This window comes from Leclercia sp. 119287 (assembly GCF_009734485.1).
Classification (GTDB): Bacteria; Pseudomonadota; Gammaproteobacteria; order Enterobacterales; family Enterobacteriaceae; genus Enterobacter; species Enterobacter adecarboxylatus_C.
The window spans coordinates 941445-956152 of record NZ_CP046445.1 but is presented as its reverse complement, the minus strand read 5'-3'; the positions used below and the strand labels follow the sequence as shown (position 1 = coordinate 956152).

At 57.1% G+C, this 14708-nt stretch carries 14 protein-coding genes and 1 pseudogene; 3 read left to right on the top strand and 12 right to left on the bottom strand.

Going from position 1 to position 14708, the window contains the following annotated elements:
* Position 1 precedes the first annotated feature (1 nt).
* Both proA and proB read right to left on the bottom strand, forming a co-directional pair.
* Positions 2 to 1255: a glutamate-5-semialdehyde dehydrogenase gene (gene proA / locus GNG27_RS04540; RefSeq protein ID WP_156262964.1), complete on the bottom strand. Its 1254-nt coding sequence runs from the start codon at positions 1253 to 1255 to the stop codon at positions 2 to 4.
* A 10-nt stretch (positions 1256 to 1265) separates the two neighbouring features.
* Entirely contained in the window at positions 1266 to 2369 is a 1104-nt protein-coding gene (proB, locus tag GNG27_RS04535) for a glutamate 5-kinase (RefSeq protein ID WP_156262963.1), read from the bottom strand.
* A 304-nt stretch (positions 2370 to 2673) separates the two neighbouring features.
* Here proB and phoE point away from each other — a divergent pair, with 304 nt between their 5' ends.
* On the top strand, positions 2674 to 3726 hold the full coding sequence (gene phoE / locus GNG27_RS04530; RefSeq protein WP_156262962.1) for a phosphoporin PhoE: 1053 nt from the start codon (positions 2674 to 2676) through the stop codon (positions 3724 to 3726).
* Positions 3727 to 3793: 67 nt separating this feature from the next.
* Here the strand turns inward: phoE and crl are convergent, their stop codons facing one another.
* The 3 genes from crl to gpt all read right to left on the bottom strand — a co-directional run bounded on the left by crl (position 3794) and on the right by gpt (position 6054).
* Positions 3794 to 4195, bottom strand: coding sequence for a sigma factor-binding protein Crl (gene crl / locus GNG27_RS04525; RefSeq protein WP_142488341.1), 402 nt, complete (start codon positions 4193 to 4195; stop codon positions 3794 to 3796).
* A gap of 57 nt (positions 4196 to 4252) precedes the next feature.
* Positions 4253 to 5497, bottom strand: a complete 1245-nt coding sequence (gene frsA, locus GNG27_RS04520) for an esterase FrsA (protein ID WP_142488340.1) — start codon at positions 5495 to 5497, stop codon at positions 4253 to 4255.
* A 98-nt stretch (positions 5498 to 5595) separates the two neighbouring features.
* A complete protein-coding gene (gene gpt, locus GNG27_RS04515; protein WP_106995995.1) occupies positions 5596 to 6054 on the bottom strand; it encodes a xanthine phosphoribosyltransferase in 459 nt (152 codons plus the stop codon).
* 260 nt (positions 6055 to 6314) lie between these two features.
* Here gpt and pepD point away from each other — a divergent pair, with 260 nt between their 5' ends.
* Positions 6315 to 7772 carry a cytosol nonspecific dipeptidase gene (gene pepD, locus GNG27_RS04510; RefSeq protein ID WP_142488339.1) on the top strand — a complete coding sequence of 486 codons (1458 nt, stop codon included), beginning with the start codon at positions 6315 to 6317 and terminating at the stop codon, positions 7770 to 7772.
* 131 nt (positions 7773 to 7903) lie between these two features.
* Here pepD and dinB read toward each other — a convergent pair whose 3' ends face one another.
* Positions 7904 to 8962: a DNA polymerase IV gene (gene dinB, locus GNG27_RS04505; RefSeq protein ID WP_156265039.1), complete on the bottom strand. Its 1059-nt coding sequence runs from the start codon at positions 8960 to 8962 to the stop codon at positions 7904 to 7906.
* A 159-nt stretch (positions 8963 to 9121) separates the two neighbouring features.
* Between dinB and GNG27_RS04500 the strand changes: the two are divergent.
* Positions 9122 to 9967 (top strand): annotated as a pseudogene (locus tag GNG27_RS04500) (glycerophosphodiester phosphodiesterase family protein).
* 30 nt (positions 9968 to 9997) lie between these two features.
* Here GNG27_RS04500 and nqrM read toward each other — a convergent pair.
* The 6 genes from nqrM to GNG27_RS04470 are packed head-to-tail and all read right to left on the bottom strand — an operon-like array spanning position 9998 to position 14707.
* Positions 9998 to 10213 (bottom strand): (Na+)-NQR maturation NqrM, encoded by a 216-nt coding sequence (nqrM, locus tag GNG27_RS04495; protein WP_185902334.1) that lies wholly within the window; start codon positions 10211 to 10213, stop codon positions 9998 to 10000.
* Positions 10213 to 11436 (bottom strand): NADH:ubiquinone reductase (Na(+)-transporting) subunit F, encoded by a 1224-nt coding sequence (nqrF, locus tag GNG27_RS04490; protein WP_156262961.1) that lies wholly within the window; start codon positions 11434 to 11436, stop codon positions 10213 to 10215. The genes nqrM and nqrF overlap by 1 nt, the downstream gene beginning before the upstream one ends.
* Before the next feature lie 11 nt (positions 11437 to 11447).
* On the bottom strand, positions 11448 to 12044 hold the full coding sequence (nqrE, locus tag GNG27_RS04485) for an NADH:ubiquinone reductase (Na(+)-transporting) subunit E (RefSeq protein WP_142488335.1): 597 nt from the start codon (positions 12042 to 12044) through the stop codon (positions 11448 to 11450).
* A 6-nt stretch (positions 12045 to 12050) separates the two neighbouring features.
* Positions 12051 to 12689 (bottom strand): NADH:ubiquinone reductase (Na(+)-transporting) subunit D, encoded by a 639-nt coding sequence (locus GNG27_RS04480; RefSeq protein ID WP_032616678.1) that lies wholly within the window; start codon positions 12687 to 12689, stop codon positions 12051 to 12053.
* Positions 12682 to 13476, bottom strand: coding sequence for a Na(+)-translocating NADH-quinone reductase subunit C (locus tag GNG27_RS04475; protein ID WP_156262960.1), 795 nt, complete (start codon positions 13474 to 13476; stop codon positions 12682 to 12684). The genes GNG27_RS04480 and GNG27_RS04475 overlap by 8 nt, the downstream gene beginning before the upstream one ends.
* Positions 13469 to 14707, bottom strand: a complete 1239-nt coding sequence (locus tag GNG27_RS04470) for an NADH:ubiquinone reductase (Na(+)-transporting) subunit B (protein ID WP_142488333.1) — start codon at positions 14705 to 14707, stop codon at positions 13469 to 13471. Before GNG27_RS04470 ends, GNG27_RS04475 begins: the two co-directional genes overlap by 8 nt.
* Position 14708: the final 1 nt, after the last annotated feature.

The following is a 14708-nucleotide window of genomic DNA, read 5'->3' as shown; positions in this document are numbered from 1 at the left end:
ATTATGCCCGAATGGTATCGTCACCAAAGCCGACCCACTTGTAGGTGGTCAGCGCTTCCAGCCCCATCGGGCCGCGCGCGTGCAGCTTCTGGGTGCTGACCGCCACTTCTGCGCCGAGGCCAAACTGGCCGCCGTCGGTGAAGCGGGTGGAGGCGTTCACATACACAGCAGACGAATCCACTTCGTTCACAAAGCGGTTGGCGTTGCTCAGGGTGCGGGTAAGGATCGCGTCCGAGTGCTGGGTACCGTGGGCGCGGATATGGGCGATGGCGTCGTCCAGATCGGCAACCACTTTCACATTCAGATCCAGCGACAGGAACTCGTCGTCGTACTGTTCAGCTTTCACTTCCTCAACCTTCGCCGGGCCGTCTTTCAGCTGAGTCAGCGCATGGGTGTCGGCGTGCAGGGTAACGCCGCTTTGTGCCATCTGCTGGCTTAAGGCAGGCAGGAAGCGGTCAGCGATAGCCTGATGCACCAGCAGCGTCTCCACCGTGTTACAGGTACTCGGGCGCTGGGTTTTGGCGTTGACGATGATCTTCAGGGCCGGTTCGATTTCGGCAGTCTCATCGACAACGATATGGCATACGCCGATGCCGCCGGTGATCACCGGGATCGTCGACTGCTCGCGGCACAGCTTGTGCAGCGCTGCCCCGCCGCGCGGGATTAGCATGTCGATGTATTTGTCCATCCGCAGCATCTCGTTAACCAGCGCACGATCCGGGCTTTCAATTGCCTGTACCGCACCGGCGGGCAGGCCGCACTCTTCCAGCGCCTGCTGGATCACTTTCACCGTGGCGGCGTTGGTGCGCCAGGTCTCTTTCCCGCCGCGCAGGATCGCGGCGTTGCCGGTTTTCAGGCACAGGGAGGCGACATCAACGGTCACGTTCGGGCGCGCTTCGTAGATCACCCCGATTACGCCAAGCGGCACGCGGCGACGCTCGATGCGCAGGCCGCTGTCCAGCAGCCCGCCGTCAATCACCTGCCCGACCGGATCGGCCAGGCTGCACACCTGACGCACGTCGTCGGCAATGCTTTTCAGGCGCGCGGGGTTTAAGGCCAGGCGATCGAGCATGGCGTCGCTCAAACCGTTGCGGCGGGCTTCCAGCAGATCCTGCTCGTTGGCGAGCAAAATCTCGTGAGACTGGGCTTCCAGATACTCTGCGATTTTTTCCAGCACGCGGTTTTTCTCGCGGCTGGAAAGGAGCGCCAGTTTGTACGAGGCGGCTTTGGCAGCGGCGCCCATTTGTTCCAGCATGTCCTGCTCCTTAACGGATGATCATATCGTCGCGATGGACAGCAACCGGGCCATACTCATAGCCGAGAATGGCATCGATCTGCTGTGAATGGTGGCCTGCAATACGGCGCAGCGCGTCGCTGTTGTAGCAGCAGACGCCGTGGGCAATGTCGCGCCCTTCCAGATTACAGATACGGATCACTTCACCACGGGAGAAGTTGCCTGTCACGTTTTTAATTCCTTTTGGAAGCAATGAGCTGCCTCGTTCCAGAATCGCGGCGGTGGCCCCCTCATCAACGGTGATCTCTCCAGCAGGCGGTGCGCCGAAAATCCAGCGTTTGCGGTTCTCCAGCGGCGTGGCTTCGGCGTGGAAACGGGTTCCAACGGAAATGCCTTCCATCACATCGCCAATTACGCCCGGACGGCTGCCGGCGGCGATGATGGTGTCGATACCCGCCCGGCACGCCACGTCGGCGGCCTGCAGTTTGGTGCCCATGCCGCCAGTGCCGAGGCCCGACACGCTGTCGCCGGCAATGGCGCGCAGCGCATCGTCGATGCCTTTCACATCGGTGATCAGCTCAGCCTGCGGGTTGGTGCGCGGGTCAGCGGTGAACAGCCCCTGTTGATCGGTAAGCAGCAGCAGCTTATCTGCGCCCGCCAGGATCGCCGCCAGCGCCGAGAGGTTATCGTTGTCACCTACTTTGATTTCTGCGGTAGCGACCGCATCGTTTTCGTTAATGACCGGCACGATGTTGTTATCCAGCAGCGCGCGCAGGGTATCGCGGGCGTTCAGGAAACGCTCGCGGTCTTCCATATCGGCACGGGTCAGCAGCATCTGCCCGACGTGTATGCCATAGATAGAGAACAGCTGTTCCCAGAGCTGAATCAGGCGGCTCTGACCCACGGCCGCCAGCAGCTGCTTGGAGGCAATAGTGGCGGGGAGTTCGGGGTAACCCAGGTGCTCACGTCCGGCGGCAATCGCCCCGGAGGTCACAATCACAATACGGTGCCCTGCGGCATGCAGCTGTGCGCACTGGCGCACCAGTTCGACAATGTGGGCGCGATTAAGGCGGCGCGATCCGCCTGTTAACACACTGGTACCGAGTTTTACCACCAGCGTCTGGCTGTCACTCATGATTCTCTGCCGTTTAACAATAAGGGAAATGATATCAATCAGACTTTTTATCAGGACTGGGGCCCGTTGCCAACCGCCTTAACACACAGGCTACGACTTTGTTGCGCGGGATCAGGAAGCGTAGCGGCAAACTTTGACACTTTTATTACTGAAATAAAAAAATACCCTTTTTTAAACTTATTCTGGAATTGTCATAAAACGTTCATTTCAGAAAGTTAAAACCCTTCCTGTTTTTTCACGGAACAAAAGCATGAGCTTACTGTTCAGCGAATATTAGCGCGTTTATAAGAAACCAGGATTGAAAATGAAAAAGAGTACTCTGGCATTAGTGGTCATGGGCGTTGTAGCAACTTCATCTGTACAGGCAGCCGAAGTATTTAATAAAAACGGCAATAAACTGGACGTGTACGGTAAAGTGAAAGCCATGCATTATCTCAGCGATGATGATGCCAAAGATGGTGACCAGACTTATGTGCGTTTCGGCTTTAAAGGCGAAACTCAAATCAATGAACAGCTGACCGGCTATGGCCGTTGGGAAGCTGAATTCTCCGGCAATAAAACCGAAAGCGACTCTTCCCAGAAAACCCGTCTGGCCTTTGCCGGTATTAAGCTGAAGGACTTCGGTTCATTCGACTACGGTCGTAACCTCGGTGCCCTGTACGACGTTGAAGCCTGGACCGACATGTTCCCGGAATTCGGCGGTGACTCTTCCGCGCAGACCGACAACTTCATGACCAAACGCGCCAGCGGCCTGGCAACCTACCGTAATACCGACTTCTTCGGCGCCATCGACGGTCTGGACCTGACCCTGCAATATCAGGGTAAAAACGAAGGACGCGAAGCGAAGAAACAGAACGGTGACGGTTTCGGTACCGCTCTGACCTATGATTTCGGTGGGAGCGATTTCGCCATCAGCGGCGCTTACACCAACTCTGACCGCACCAATGCCCAGAACCTGCTGGCACGTGGCGAAGGTGAAAAAGCTGAAGCCTGGGGCACCGGTCTGAAATATGACGCAAACAACATTTACCTGGCGACCATGTATACCGAAACGCGTAATATGACGCCAATCTCCGGTGGCTTCGCCAATAAAGCACAGAACTTCGAAGCGGTTGCACAATATCAGTTTGATTTTGGTCTGCGCCCGTCCCTGGGTTATGTCCAGTCTAAAGGCAAGGATATTGAAGGCATCGGCGATGAAGATCTGGTGAAATATATTGACGTCGGCGCGACCTACTATTTCAACAAAAATATGTCCGCGTTTGTTGATTATAAAATCAACCAGATCGATGACGACAATAAACTGGGCGTGAGCAGCGATGATATCGTTGCCCTGGGCATGACCTACCAGTTCTGATTTAGCGAAATAAAAAACCCGGCGCTGTATGGCCGGGTTTTTTTATTGTCTGTTTTCGCGTCGGACGTTAAGCAGTCAGCTTCACCGGCTCGTTGGTGAAATCATCAGCAGGCTCGAGTTTCAGATCGAACGTCGCCAGCAGCGTGCGGGCTTTCTCGTGGAATTCACGCAGGGTATGCTCCAGGCGCTGAACCACTTCAGGATCTTTAATCGCCATCGCCTGCCAGTGGCCCTCTTTATTGAACAGGCCAAACTGGTAGTTATAGGTGAAGCGTGACGCTTCGGCTTCCATTTCCATCCACCATCCCCAGAATTCGCGCTTCTCCGGCGCTGGCTTTACGTTAACGCACACGGCCAGGCAGTCGAAAAAAAAGCGATTCTCTTCGCACTGCTCTTCGCGGATGTAGGGGCCAAGAGCCATAAACTTCTTGATCATTCTACTTTTCGGATGTCCACTCGGTAACGTCATTGCGATCTCCTTTTATGAAGCCACTGTTGTACCAAACCTTAAGAAATTAGCAATCTCTTAACACAATCTCTGATGGATCCAACGCGTAATCTGCTGCAATGCCTTGTCAAAATTCTGATACACCGGGGTGAATGGCACCTCCAGCAGCTTGCCATCAACAGATGACGAGGTGATTAAGCGGGACTCCTCTTCCGGGCTGAAGGGATCGTTTTTCCAGAAGCCAGAGAGCATCGGCGTCGGACACCGACGGCCCAACAATCCTTGGGTTTTCAGCGAGTAGCGATTAAGCTCCACGCGCAGCGCCTCGTCGGACGCATCATGCATGCCCAGGCTGCTGGCCAGCACGTCGAGGTACATTTCCGGCACGCTGCCCTGGCGCGCAGGCTCGCTTAACAGCGCATGCACCACCGGCCCGAGACAGGCCACCGCTTTCAGGCGTGAAGATTCCAGATAGGCCAGACGCACGGCGACGTTAGCGCCAAAGCGGAAGCCAAACGCCGCCACCCGGGTGTGATCCACCCACGGATTCTGTTCCAGCGCTTTCAGGGCGTGCTGGTGGAGCAGGCTGGAATCCTGGGTCAGCTTCCATTTGGACGAGAAGCCAATCGACGGCATGTCGAGGGTAAGCATCGCCAGCCCTTTCGGGGCTAAGTAACGCTCATACAGGCTGTAGTAATCAGTTTGCAGCGAGTCGAGGCCGCCGCACATCATCACCGTCGGGAAGGGGCCATCGCCCGCCGGCAGATGCAGGAAGCCGGTCACCGCCGGGCCGCCGGGAACAGTAAAGGTGAGTTCGCGCATCTGGCCCGGCAGATGCTGGGCTGCTTCCTGGTAGGCACGGTTTGCCAGGGCCTGCGCCTGTTCCGCCAGTTCGTCGCCTTTCAGGTGCGGGTAAGCCGCGATGCTGTAAAGGTTACAGGCATGCAGCCAGTGTTTGCCGCTCAACAGGGGATCGTCTTCCTGGCTCGCCTTTTGCTGCCAGATCATCGCCTGTTTTGCCCATTCGTAGATCCAGTTGCCGCCGCGATAGCCCACCACAGTGTCGTACAGATCCTCGTCGGTACGTTCCGCCTGGCTCATCACGATACGCGCCTGCACGTCCAGAATTTCACGGGGATCGATGCCGCGCCAGATCCACATCAGACGGTTAACCATGCGGTACCAGTGCGGGATGTTTTTGCCATCCAGCGCCGATTGCACTGACGGTTGTACGCCACTGTTAAAGCGACGAACCAGCGTCGAAGTTTCCGGATGTTTGAATTTGGGCTTGAAGAGAATTTCGCTGAGATTCGCCTGGGACATTGCGCGCTGCCTCTTAAGATACGTCAGAGGGCATCATTGTAACGCGACAAAGGCGAAAAAATAACGCCCGGCATCACCGGGCGTTAAAAATGTATGGATTAGCGGCCTGAAATAGGTGGGACGAATACTACGCCCATATCCCATGGCTGTTCGATCCAGGTATCCTGCGGGATATCAATCACATAATCGTCAACCAGCGGCTGACCAGCCGGCTTAGCGAAGATAGTCACGAAATGCGCTTTTGGATACATTTCACGGATGGCGACTGCCGTACCGCCGGTATCAACCAGATCGTCAATCACGATGAAGCCTTCACCATCGCCTTCGGCGCGTTTCAGCACTTTCAGCTCACGCTGGTTGTCGTGGTCGTAGCTGGAGATGCACACGGTATCGACATGGCGAATACCCAGCTCACGTGCCAGCAATGCCCCCGGTACCAGGCCACCGCGGCTAACCGCGATGATGCCTTTCCACTGTTCAGATGGCATCAGGCGCGCAGCCAGTTTACGTGCATGAATCTGCAACATGTCCCAGGTGACGATGTATTTTTCGCTCATGTGAATTGTCCCAGCCTGTTTATATACGGCTTAAAAAGTGTTCGAGGGGGAAAATGGTTGCGCGAGATTATAGAGATCTGAAGCACTAAAAACCAGTGCTAAGCGGTTCCGCCCGGAGTTTTTACTTGCTTACCCCTACCAGCCGCCAGAGAAAGTGGTATTCTCAAACCCACCTCGCAAGTCTGACTTGTGGTAACTCTAAACCTGCTAACCCCGTGACCTGCAACATTGTCTGCCGGCCATCGACAAGGAGACTTACTGTGTCTGAACTGTCTCAGTTATCGCCACAACCGCTGTGGGATATTTTTGCCAAAATCTGCTCCATTCCTCACCCGTCTTATCACGAAGAACAGCTTGCCGAACACATCATGGGCTGGGCGAAGGAAAAAGGGCTGCACGCCGAGCGCGACCAGGTTGGCAACATTCTGATCCGTAAACCTGCCACCGCCGGGATGGAAAACCGTAAACCGGTTGTGCTGCAGGCGCACCTGGACATGGTTCCACAGAAGAACAACGATACCGTTCACGACTTCACCAAAGATCCGATTCAGCCGTACATCGACGGCGAGTGGATCAAAGCCCGTGGCACCACGCTGGGTGCAGATAACGGCATCGGTATGGCCTCTGCGCTGGCGGTGCTGGCAGACGATCGCGTTGAGCATGGTCCGCTGGAAGTGCTGCTGACTATGACCGAAGAAGCCGGTATGGATGGCGCCTTTGGTCTGCAACCGAACTGGCTGCAGGCGGATATCCTGATCAATACCGATTCCGAAGAGGAAGGCGAAATCTATATGGGTTGCGCGGGCGGTATCGACTTTATCTCCACGCTGCCGCTGACCCGTGAAGCGATCCCGGCAGGCTTCCAGACCTTCAAGCTGACGCTGAAAGGGCTGAAAGGCGGCCACTCCGGCGGTGACATTCATTTAGGGTTAGGCAATGCCAACAAGCTGCTGGCCCGTTTCCTCGCCGGTCACGCTGCCGAGCTGGATCTGCGTCTGGTGGATTTCAACGGCGGTACGCTGCGTAACGCGATCCCGCGTGAAGCCTTCGCTACCGTGGCCGTTGCCGCAGACAAAGCCGATGCGCTGAAAAAGCTCTCCACCGTTTACCTGGATATCCTGAAAAACGAACTGGAAGCGAAAGAGAAGAACCTGACCGTGGTGCTGGAAGCGGTTACCACTGATAAAGCTGCGCTGACTGAACAGTCCCGCGACCGCTTTGTTCAGCTGCTGAATGCGACCCCGAACGGCGTGATCCGCAACTCAGACGTAGCGAAAGGCGTGGTGGAAACCTCCCTGAACGTCGGCGTGGTGACCATGGCTGACGACAGCGCAGAGATCATCTGCCTGATCCGCTCCCTGATCGACAGCGGTAAAGATTACGTGGTGAGCATGCTGGAATCTCTGGGCACCCTGTCTGGCGCGAAGACCGTTGCCAAGGGCAGCTATCCGGGCTGGCAGCCAGATGCGAGTTCACCGGTGATGGCGCTGGTGCGTGAAACCTATCAGCGTCTGTTCAACAGCACGCCGAACATTCAGGTGATCCACGCGGGTCTGGAGTGCGGTCTGTTCAAGAAACCGTACCCGGATATGGACATGGTTTCCATCGGGCCAACCATTACCGGTCCTCACTCTCCGGATGAGCAGGTGCATATCGAAAGCGTGGGCCATTACTGGACCCTGCTGACGGAACTGCTGAAAGCGATTCCGGCGAAGTAATCAGCCATGTTGCCCGGCGGCACTGCGTTTGCCGGGCCTACGGGTTACGCGCCGGTTGTAGGCCCGGTAAGCGTAAGCGCCACCGGGCAGTAGAGTGTAGGCCCGGTAAGCGTAAGCGCCACCGGGCTTTTTTACAGCCCCAACACCAGCTGCCGCTCCAGCTGCGGATCCAGCAGCGTGACGTGTAATCCCACCAGCCGTACCCCCCGCCCTGCCCGACGCTCTTCCCAGGCTTTCTTTGCTGTCGCAATCAAATCGTCTTTGTTCAGCCGCGGCCAGACGTGCTCCTGGGTGGTTTGCTGAAAGTCGTTGAACTTGAGTTTTACCCCCTGGCGGGCAATCAGCAGATCCGGTTTGACCTTAGCCAGCCGCCGCTCCAGCTCGGGATAAAGCTGCCCGACGATAATGGCTTCGCAGTCTGCCCAGTCATGGATATCCTCCGCCAGGGTACGTTCCACTCCCACCGATTTACGCAGCCGCTCGCTGTTAACGTTGCGCTCATCAATGCCCTGACTCCGCTCCCACAACACCCGGCCAAACTTACCAAAGCGCTTTAGCAGCATCCCCAGATCGCTGTTCTGTACATCCCCGCAGGTGCGCAGCCCCATGCTCTCCAGCTTTGCCGCAGAGACTTTCCCTACGCCGGGGATCTTACCCAGCGGCAGCGTTTTGATAAATGCCGGTACCTCATCAGGGGTGATCACATACTGGCCGTTGGGCTTATTGAGATCCGAGGCGATTTTGGCGAGAAATTTCACCGGCGCGACGCCCGCCGAGGCGGTGAGCTGCAGCTCATCGAAAATCGTCTGGCGGATCTCCTGGGCCATCAGCGTGGCGGAGCCGTGGCAGTGCAGGCTGTCGGTGACGTCCAGATAGGCTTCGTCCAGCGACAGAGGCTCAATCAGGGAGGTATAGCGGGAGAAGATTTCGCGAATATGGTGGGACGCTTCTTTATAGGCCTCGAAACGTCCGGGTAATAAGGTCAGGTGCGGGCAGAGTTTTAACGCCATCGCGGTCGGCATGGCGCTGCGCACGCCAAACTTGCGTGCCGGGTAGTTCGCGGTGCTGATCACCCCGCGTTGTACACGACTGCCGCCAATGGCAATGGGGATATCCCGCAGCGCCGGGTTGTCGCGCATCTCTACCGCAGCAAAAAAACAGTCCATATCAACATGGATTATCTTGCGCATCATCGTCACCACACCTGTAATTATGCACAGTATAACAAAGTGCAAAAAATGCGTCAGCAGATTTACCGTCTCATGGCTGTCATTAAAGCGTGGTACAAGAATAAGCCGCCAAACCATCACAATCCATTGAATTAAATGATTTAAAATGGAAAATTATTGATGAAAAAGATGATTATCGCCTCACTTCTGCTGTCGTCCTCCGCATGGGCTAGCCCACAAATGATTGCTCACCGCGGAGGAACCGCCGACGCGCCGGAGAATACCCTTCCGGCCATCAAGCTGGCGCTGGAAAACCGCGCTCAGGCAATCTGGGTCACCGTGCAGCTCAGCCGTGACGGCGTTCCCGTTCTGTATCGTCCCAGCGATCTCAGCGCGTTAACCGCGGCAAAGGGAAAAATCTCTCAGTACACCTAGGCCGAACTGGCGACATTTGATGCCGGTGCAAAATGGAAAGAAAAGGTCGCCGGAACTACAATTCCGACCCTGAAAGCGGTGCTGGAACGCTGGCCTGACGTTCAGTTCTATATCGATATTAAATCCCCCGACGCCGATCCGGCTGAGATGGGCAAACAGCTGCTTGGCGTGTTGAAAGAGACCAACAGCCTGACGCGTGTTCGCGTCTATTCAACGGAGGATCGCTATCTTGATGCCCTGCCTGCAGAGGTGCCGCGCTTTGTCACCCGGAGTGAAACGCGCACCCGGCTGGCGAATATCTCCCTGAACCACGTTTGCCTGCCGCCGGCAAAGAAAATGGATGCCTGGTGGTACGGGCTGGAGCTGAATCGCAAAGTGGAAGTGGTGGAGAAATTTACGCTGGGCGAGGGCATCTCCCCGGCGACCCTGACGTGGGATAAGGAGGCGATGGACTGCTTCCGCTCCCAGGGGAATGCCCATATGATCCTGCTTGGCGTTAACTCCGCGGAGGATTACCAGAAAGCACAAGATTTGGGGGCTGACGGCGTGATGGTGGATTCACCCACCCAGGCCAGAGCGTGGATGAAGTAAAAAACAGGCCGCTGCTGCGGCCTGTTTCGTTCAGAGGATCCTGTTTTGCTGGCGCTGTGCTTCGCGTTGCATGCGCTTTTTACGCGCGTCGCACGGCTCGGGGCAGTCGCAGACCTTCTCCATCCCCAGCGAGGAGATGCCGCCGCAGCTGCCCTGAATGCTTTTGCGCTTAATCAGCCAGCCGAGCGACATGCCAAATATCACCAGCACAAAGATCGCAAAGGTCAGCACAAAGGTCACCATCATCAACCTCCAAAATCATCCAGCATGATATTCTCATCTTCCACGCCGAGATCCTGCAGCATTTTGATGACGGCGGCGTTCATCATTGGCGGCCCGCACATGTAGAACTCGCAGTCTTCCGGCGCGGCGTGGTGTTTGAGATAGTTTTCATACAGCACGTTATGGATGAACCCGGTATAGCCGGTCCAGTTGTCTTCCGGCTGCGGATCGGAGAGCGCAATGTGGAAGCTGAAGTTCGGGTTGTCCCGCGCCAGCTGTTCAAACTCCTCCTGATAGAACATCTCCCGCAGTGAACGGGCGCCGTACCAGAAGCTGATCTTGCGTTTACTACCCAGACGCTTAAGCTGATCGAAAATGTGCGAACGCATCGGCGCCATCCCGGCTCCCCCACCGATAAAGACCATTTCGGCGTCGGTCTCTTTGGCAAAGAACTCACCAAACGGACCGGAGATCGTCACCTTATCACCCGTCTTCAGCGACCAGATATACGACGACATGATCCCCGGCGGTGCATCCGGTACGCCTGGCGGCGGCGTGGCGATACGCACGTTGAGCATGATGATGCCTTTCTCGTCCGGGTAGTTGGCCATAGAGTAGGCGCGCAGCGTTGGCTCTTTGACTTCAGAGACAAAGCGGAACAGGTTGAATTTGTCCCAGTCGCCGCGGTACTCCTCCGGCACGTCAAAGTCTTTGTAGGCGACAGTGTGCTCCGGGCATTCGATCTGAATGTAGCCGCCCGCGCGGAACGGCACATCTTCGCCATCGGGAACCCGCAGCTTCAGCTCTTTAATGAAGGTGGCTTTGTTATCGTTGGAGATAACTTCGCACTGCCACTTTTTCACGCCGAAGATCTCCTCCGGCAGCTCAATCTTCATGTTCTGACGCACCGCCACCTGGCAGGCCAGACGACAACCCTCTTTCGCCTCACGCTTGCTGATGTGCGACAGTTCGGTCGGCAGGATATCGCCCCCGCCCTCTTTGACCGTGACCCGGCATTGCCCGCACGAGCCACCGCCGCCGCAGGCAGAAGAGATAAAAATGCCATTGCCCGAGAGGGTGTTCAGCAGCTTGTCACCCGCAGGGGTACGGATCTGCTTATCCGCCTCGTCGTTAATCTCAATGATCACATCGCCGGAGTTCACCAGCTTTGAGCGCGCCACCAGGATCAGCCCCGAGAGCACCAGCACAATCAGCGTGAACATCACTACGCCAAGTATAATTTCCATACATTTAGCCCTTACAGCTGCACACCGGAGAAGGACATAAAGCCCAGCGCCATCAGACCGGTGGTGATAAAGGTGATCCCTAAGCCGCGCAACCCGGCCGGCACGTTGGCATACTTCATTTTTTCGCGCAGGCCCGCCATCGTCACGATAGCCAGCATCCAGCCAATACCGGAGCCGAAGCCGTACACTACCGACTCGCTAAAGTTGTAATCACGCTGGACCATGAACGACACGCCGCCGAAGATGGCGCAGTTGACGGCGATCAGCGGCAGGAAGATGCCCAGCGCCGTGTAGAGTGACGGGAAGTATTTATCGAGGATCATCTCGAGGATCTGCACCAGCGCCGCAATCACGCCGATAAAGGTGATGAAGTTGAGGAAACTCAGATCAACGCCGTCCACCAGCGCGCCGTCGCGCAGCACCAGGTTAAAGACCAGGTTGTTGATGGGCACCGACAGCCCCAGCACCACCGTAACGGCAACGCCCAGACCGAAGGCGGTCGACACCTTTTTGGAAACCGCAAGGAAGGTGCACATGCCGAGGAAAAACGCGAGCGCCATGTTTTCGACAAACACCGCCCGCACAAACAAACTCAGGTAATGAGCCATTGTCGGTTACTCCTTTTCCTGCTGCTCGGGGCGCCAGGTTCTCACCGCCCAGATCAGCAAACCGATAATGAAGAACGCGCTGGGGGCCAGCAGGAACAGGCCGTTCGGCAGATACCAGCCGCCGTTTTGCACGGTATCGAGCACGGTGATGCCAAACAGCTTGCCGCTGCCGATAAGCTCACGCAGAAAACCGACCGTCAACAGGATCACGCCGTAGCCGAGACCGTTGCCAATACCGTCCATAAAGCTCGCCAGCGGCGGCATCTTCATGGCATAGGCTTCTGCGCGCCCCATCACGATGCAGTTGGTGATGATCAGGCCGACAAACACCGACAGCTGTTTTGAGGTTTCGTAGGCAAAGGCCCGCAGCAGCTGATCCACCACGATCACCAGCGAGGCGATGATCGCCATCTGCACGATGATACGCACGCTGTTGGGGATGTGGTGGCGGATCATCGAGATGAACATGCTGGAAAACGCCGTCACCAGGGTTACGGCCAGAGTCATCACCACGGCGGTTTCCAGCTTGGTGGTGACCGCCAGCGCCGAACAGACGCCCAGTACCTGCAGGGTAATCGGGTTATTGGCGATGAGCGGCCCGATAAGAACCCGTTTAACTTCTTTCAGTTCGCCCGCATCAGCCATTGTTCAGCTCTCCTTCACGTACCTTTTTAAGAAAGGGTCCAAAACCCAGCTCACCCATCCAGAAATCAAAGCTGTGCTGAACGCCGTTTGAGGTCAGTGTGGCCCCGGAAAGGCCATCGACGGCGTACTCGTCACCCGGACGCGCGGCTCCTTTCATCACCTTCAGCGCCGGCTGGCCGTTATCGTCCAGCACTTTTTTGCCGACAAACTGCGCCCGCCAGGCCGGATTCTCTACTTCGCCACCCAGCCCCGGGGTTTCGCCCTGGTCGTAATAGGTGATGCCTTTGACCGTGCGGCCATCGGTGTTGAGGGCGACGAAGGCATACATCATCGACCACAATCCGTTGCCGTACACCGGCAGCACCAGCTCCTGGACGCGTTGTTGCTCATCGCGCACCAGGTAGATCTCTGCCGTATTGCTGCGGCGTTTAATGCCCGCCGGATCCTGGCTGGCTTCCAGTTCGGTGCTGCGCTGCGGATCTTTCAGCGCCTGCGCCTGGTTATAGCTCGACGGATCGCTCTCCAGCAGCTCGCCGGTATTGAGATCCACCAGACGCGGCGTAATACGTTCAGCGAAGATCTGCGCCACATCATCGGCGCTCATTTCGCCCTGCATCAGCCCCGCCACCGCCAGAATGTTACGCTGCTTGTCGAGGGCGCGTTGCTCCTGCTGGCGGGACTTAAGCCCTACCGCAGAGCCCGCCACCACGATGGAGCAGACCAGACACAGCACGATGACCACCATCAGCGTCTTGCCGATGCTGTCATTATTTTTCATCTCAGCCACGCGCCTTCCTCCGTTTGATGTTGGCACGCACCACCAGGTAATCGAACAGCGGCGCAAACAGGTTGGCGAACAGGATCGCCAGCATCATCCCTTCCGGGTAGGCCGGGTTCACGACGCGGATCAGCACGCACATCACGCCGATCAGCGCCCCGTACCACCATTTGCCTTTGTCGGTAAAGGAGGCCGACACCGGGTCGGTGGCCATAAACATCATGCCGAAGGCGAAACCGCCCAGCACCAGATGCCAGTACCACGGCATGGCAAACATCGGGTTGGTCGCTGAGCCGATCAGGTTAAACAGCGTGGCGGTGAGGATCATGCCGAGCATGACGCCAGCCACGATGCGCCAGGAGGCGACGCGGCCAAACAGAATGATGGCGCCGCCAATCAGGATCATCAGCGTGGAGACTTCACCAATCGAGCCCGGAATGGTGCCGATAAAGGCATCGAACCAGCTGACCGGCTGGCCGGTGGCGTTGTTGACCAGCGCCTCTCCGCCGTGAGCGGCCCACTGCGACAGCGGCGTCGCACCAGAGAAGCCGTCCGCCGCCGTCCAGACCAGATCGCCGGAGATTTGTGCCGGGTAGGCAAAGAACAGGAACGCACGTCCGGCGAGAGCCGGATTGAGGAAGTTGCGTCCGGTGCCGCCGAAGATCTCCTTCGCCATCACCACGCCAAAGCTGATGCCCATCGCCGCCTGCCACAGCGGCAACGTTGGTGGCACAATCAGGGCGAACAGAATGGAGGTGACAAAGAAGCCTTCGTTGATCTCGTGTTTGCGGATAATCGCGAACAGTACTTCCCAGAAACCGCCGACCAGAAATACCGTCATATAGATGGGCAGGAAGTAGACCGCCCCCAGGGTCATCATGCTGATCCACCCGGCATCAGGGGTAAAGCTGACGCCCAGCATCTGCGCCACCCGGTAGTGCCAGTCGCCCGCGATAATCTGCGGTAGCTGCTGGGCATCATAAAGATGCGTCAGCGCCGGGATGGTTTGCAGACCGACGTTGTACATGCCCCAGAACATCGCCGGGAACACCGCGAACCAGACCAGGATCATCATGCGCTTGAGGTCGATGGCGTCGCGTACGTGCGCGGCCCCTTTGGTGACCTGGCCTGGCGTATAGAGGAGCGTCGCGGTCGCTTCAAACAGCGGGTAGTACTTTTCCAGCTTGCCGCCGTGGGTAAAGTGCGGCTCCAGCTTTTCAATGAGATGTTTCAGGCCCATC

Coding starts and splice junctions, on each gene's coding strand:
- proA (WP_156262964.1), bottom strand. CDS start 1,255: ATGCTGGAACAAATGGGCGCCGCTGCCAAAGCCGCCTCGTACAAACTG.
- proB (WP_156262963.1), bottom strand. CDS start 2,369: ATGAGTGACAGCCAGACGCTGGTGGTAAAACTCGGTACCAGTGTGTTA.
- phoE (WP_156262962.1), top strand. CDS start 2,674: ATGAAAAAGAGTACTCTGGCATTAGTGGTCATGGGCGTTGTAGCAACT.
- crl (WP_142488341.1), bottom strand. CDS start 4,195: ATGACGTTACCGAGTGGACATCCGAAAAGTAGAATGATCAAGAAGTTT.
- frsA (WP_142488340.1), bottom strand. CDS start 5,497: ATGTCCCAGGCGAATCTCAGCGAAATTCTCTTCAAGCCCAAATTCAAA.
- gpt (WP_106995995.1), bottom strand. CDS start 6,054: ATGAGCGAAAAATACATCGTCACCTGGGACATGTTGCAGATTCATGCA.
- dinB (WP_156265039.1), bottom strand. CDS start 8,962: ATGCGCAAGATAATCCATGTTGATATGGACTGTTTTTTTGCTGCGGTA.
- nqrM (WP_185902334.1), bottom strand. CDS start 10,213: ATGATGGTGACCTTTGTGCTGACCTTTGCGATCTTTGTGCTGGTGATA.
- nqrF (WP_156262961.1), bottom strand. CDS start 11,436: ATGGAAATTATACTTGGCGTAGTGATGTTCACGCTGATTGTGCTGGTG.
- nqrE (WP_142488335.1), bottom strand. CDS start 12,044: ATGGCTCATTACCTGAGTTTGTTTGTGCGGGCGGTGTTTGTCGAAAAC.
- GNG27_RS04480 (WP_032616678.1), bottom strand. CDS start 12,689: ATGGCTGATGCGGGCGAACTGAAAGAAGTTAAACGGGTTCTTATCGGG.
- GNG27_RS04470 (WP_142488333.1), bottom strand. CDS start 14,707: ATGGGCCTGAAACATCTCATTGAAAAGCTGGAGCCGCACTTTACCCAC.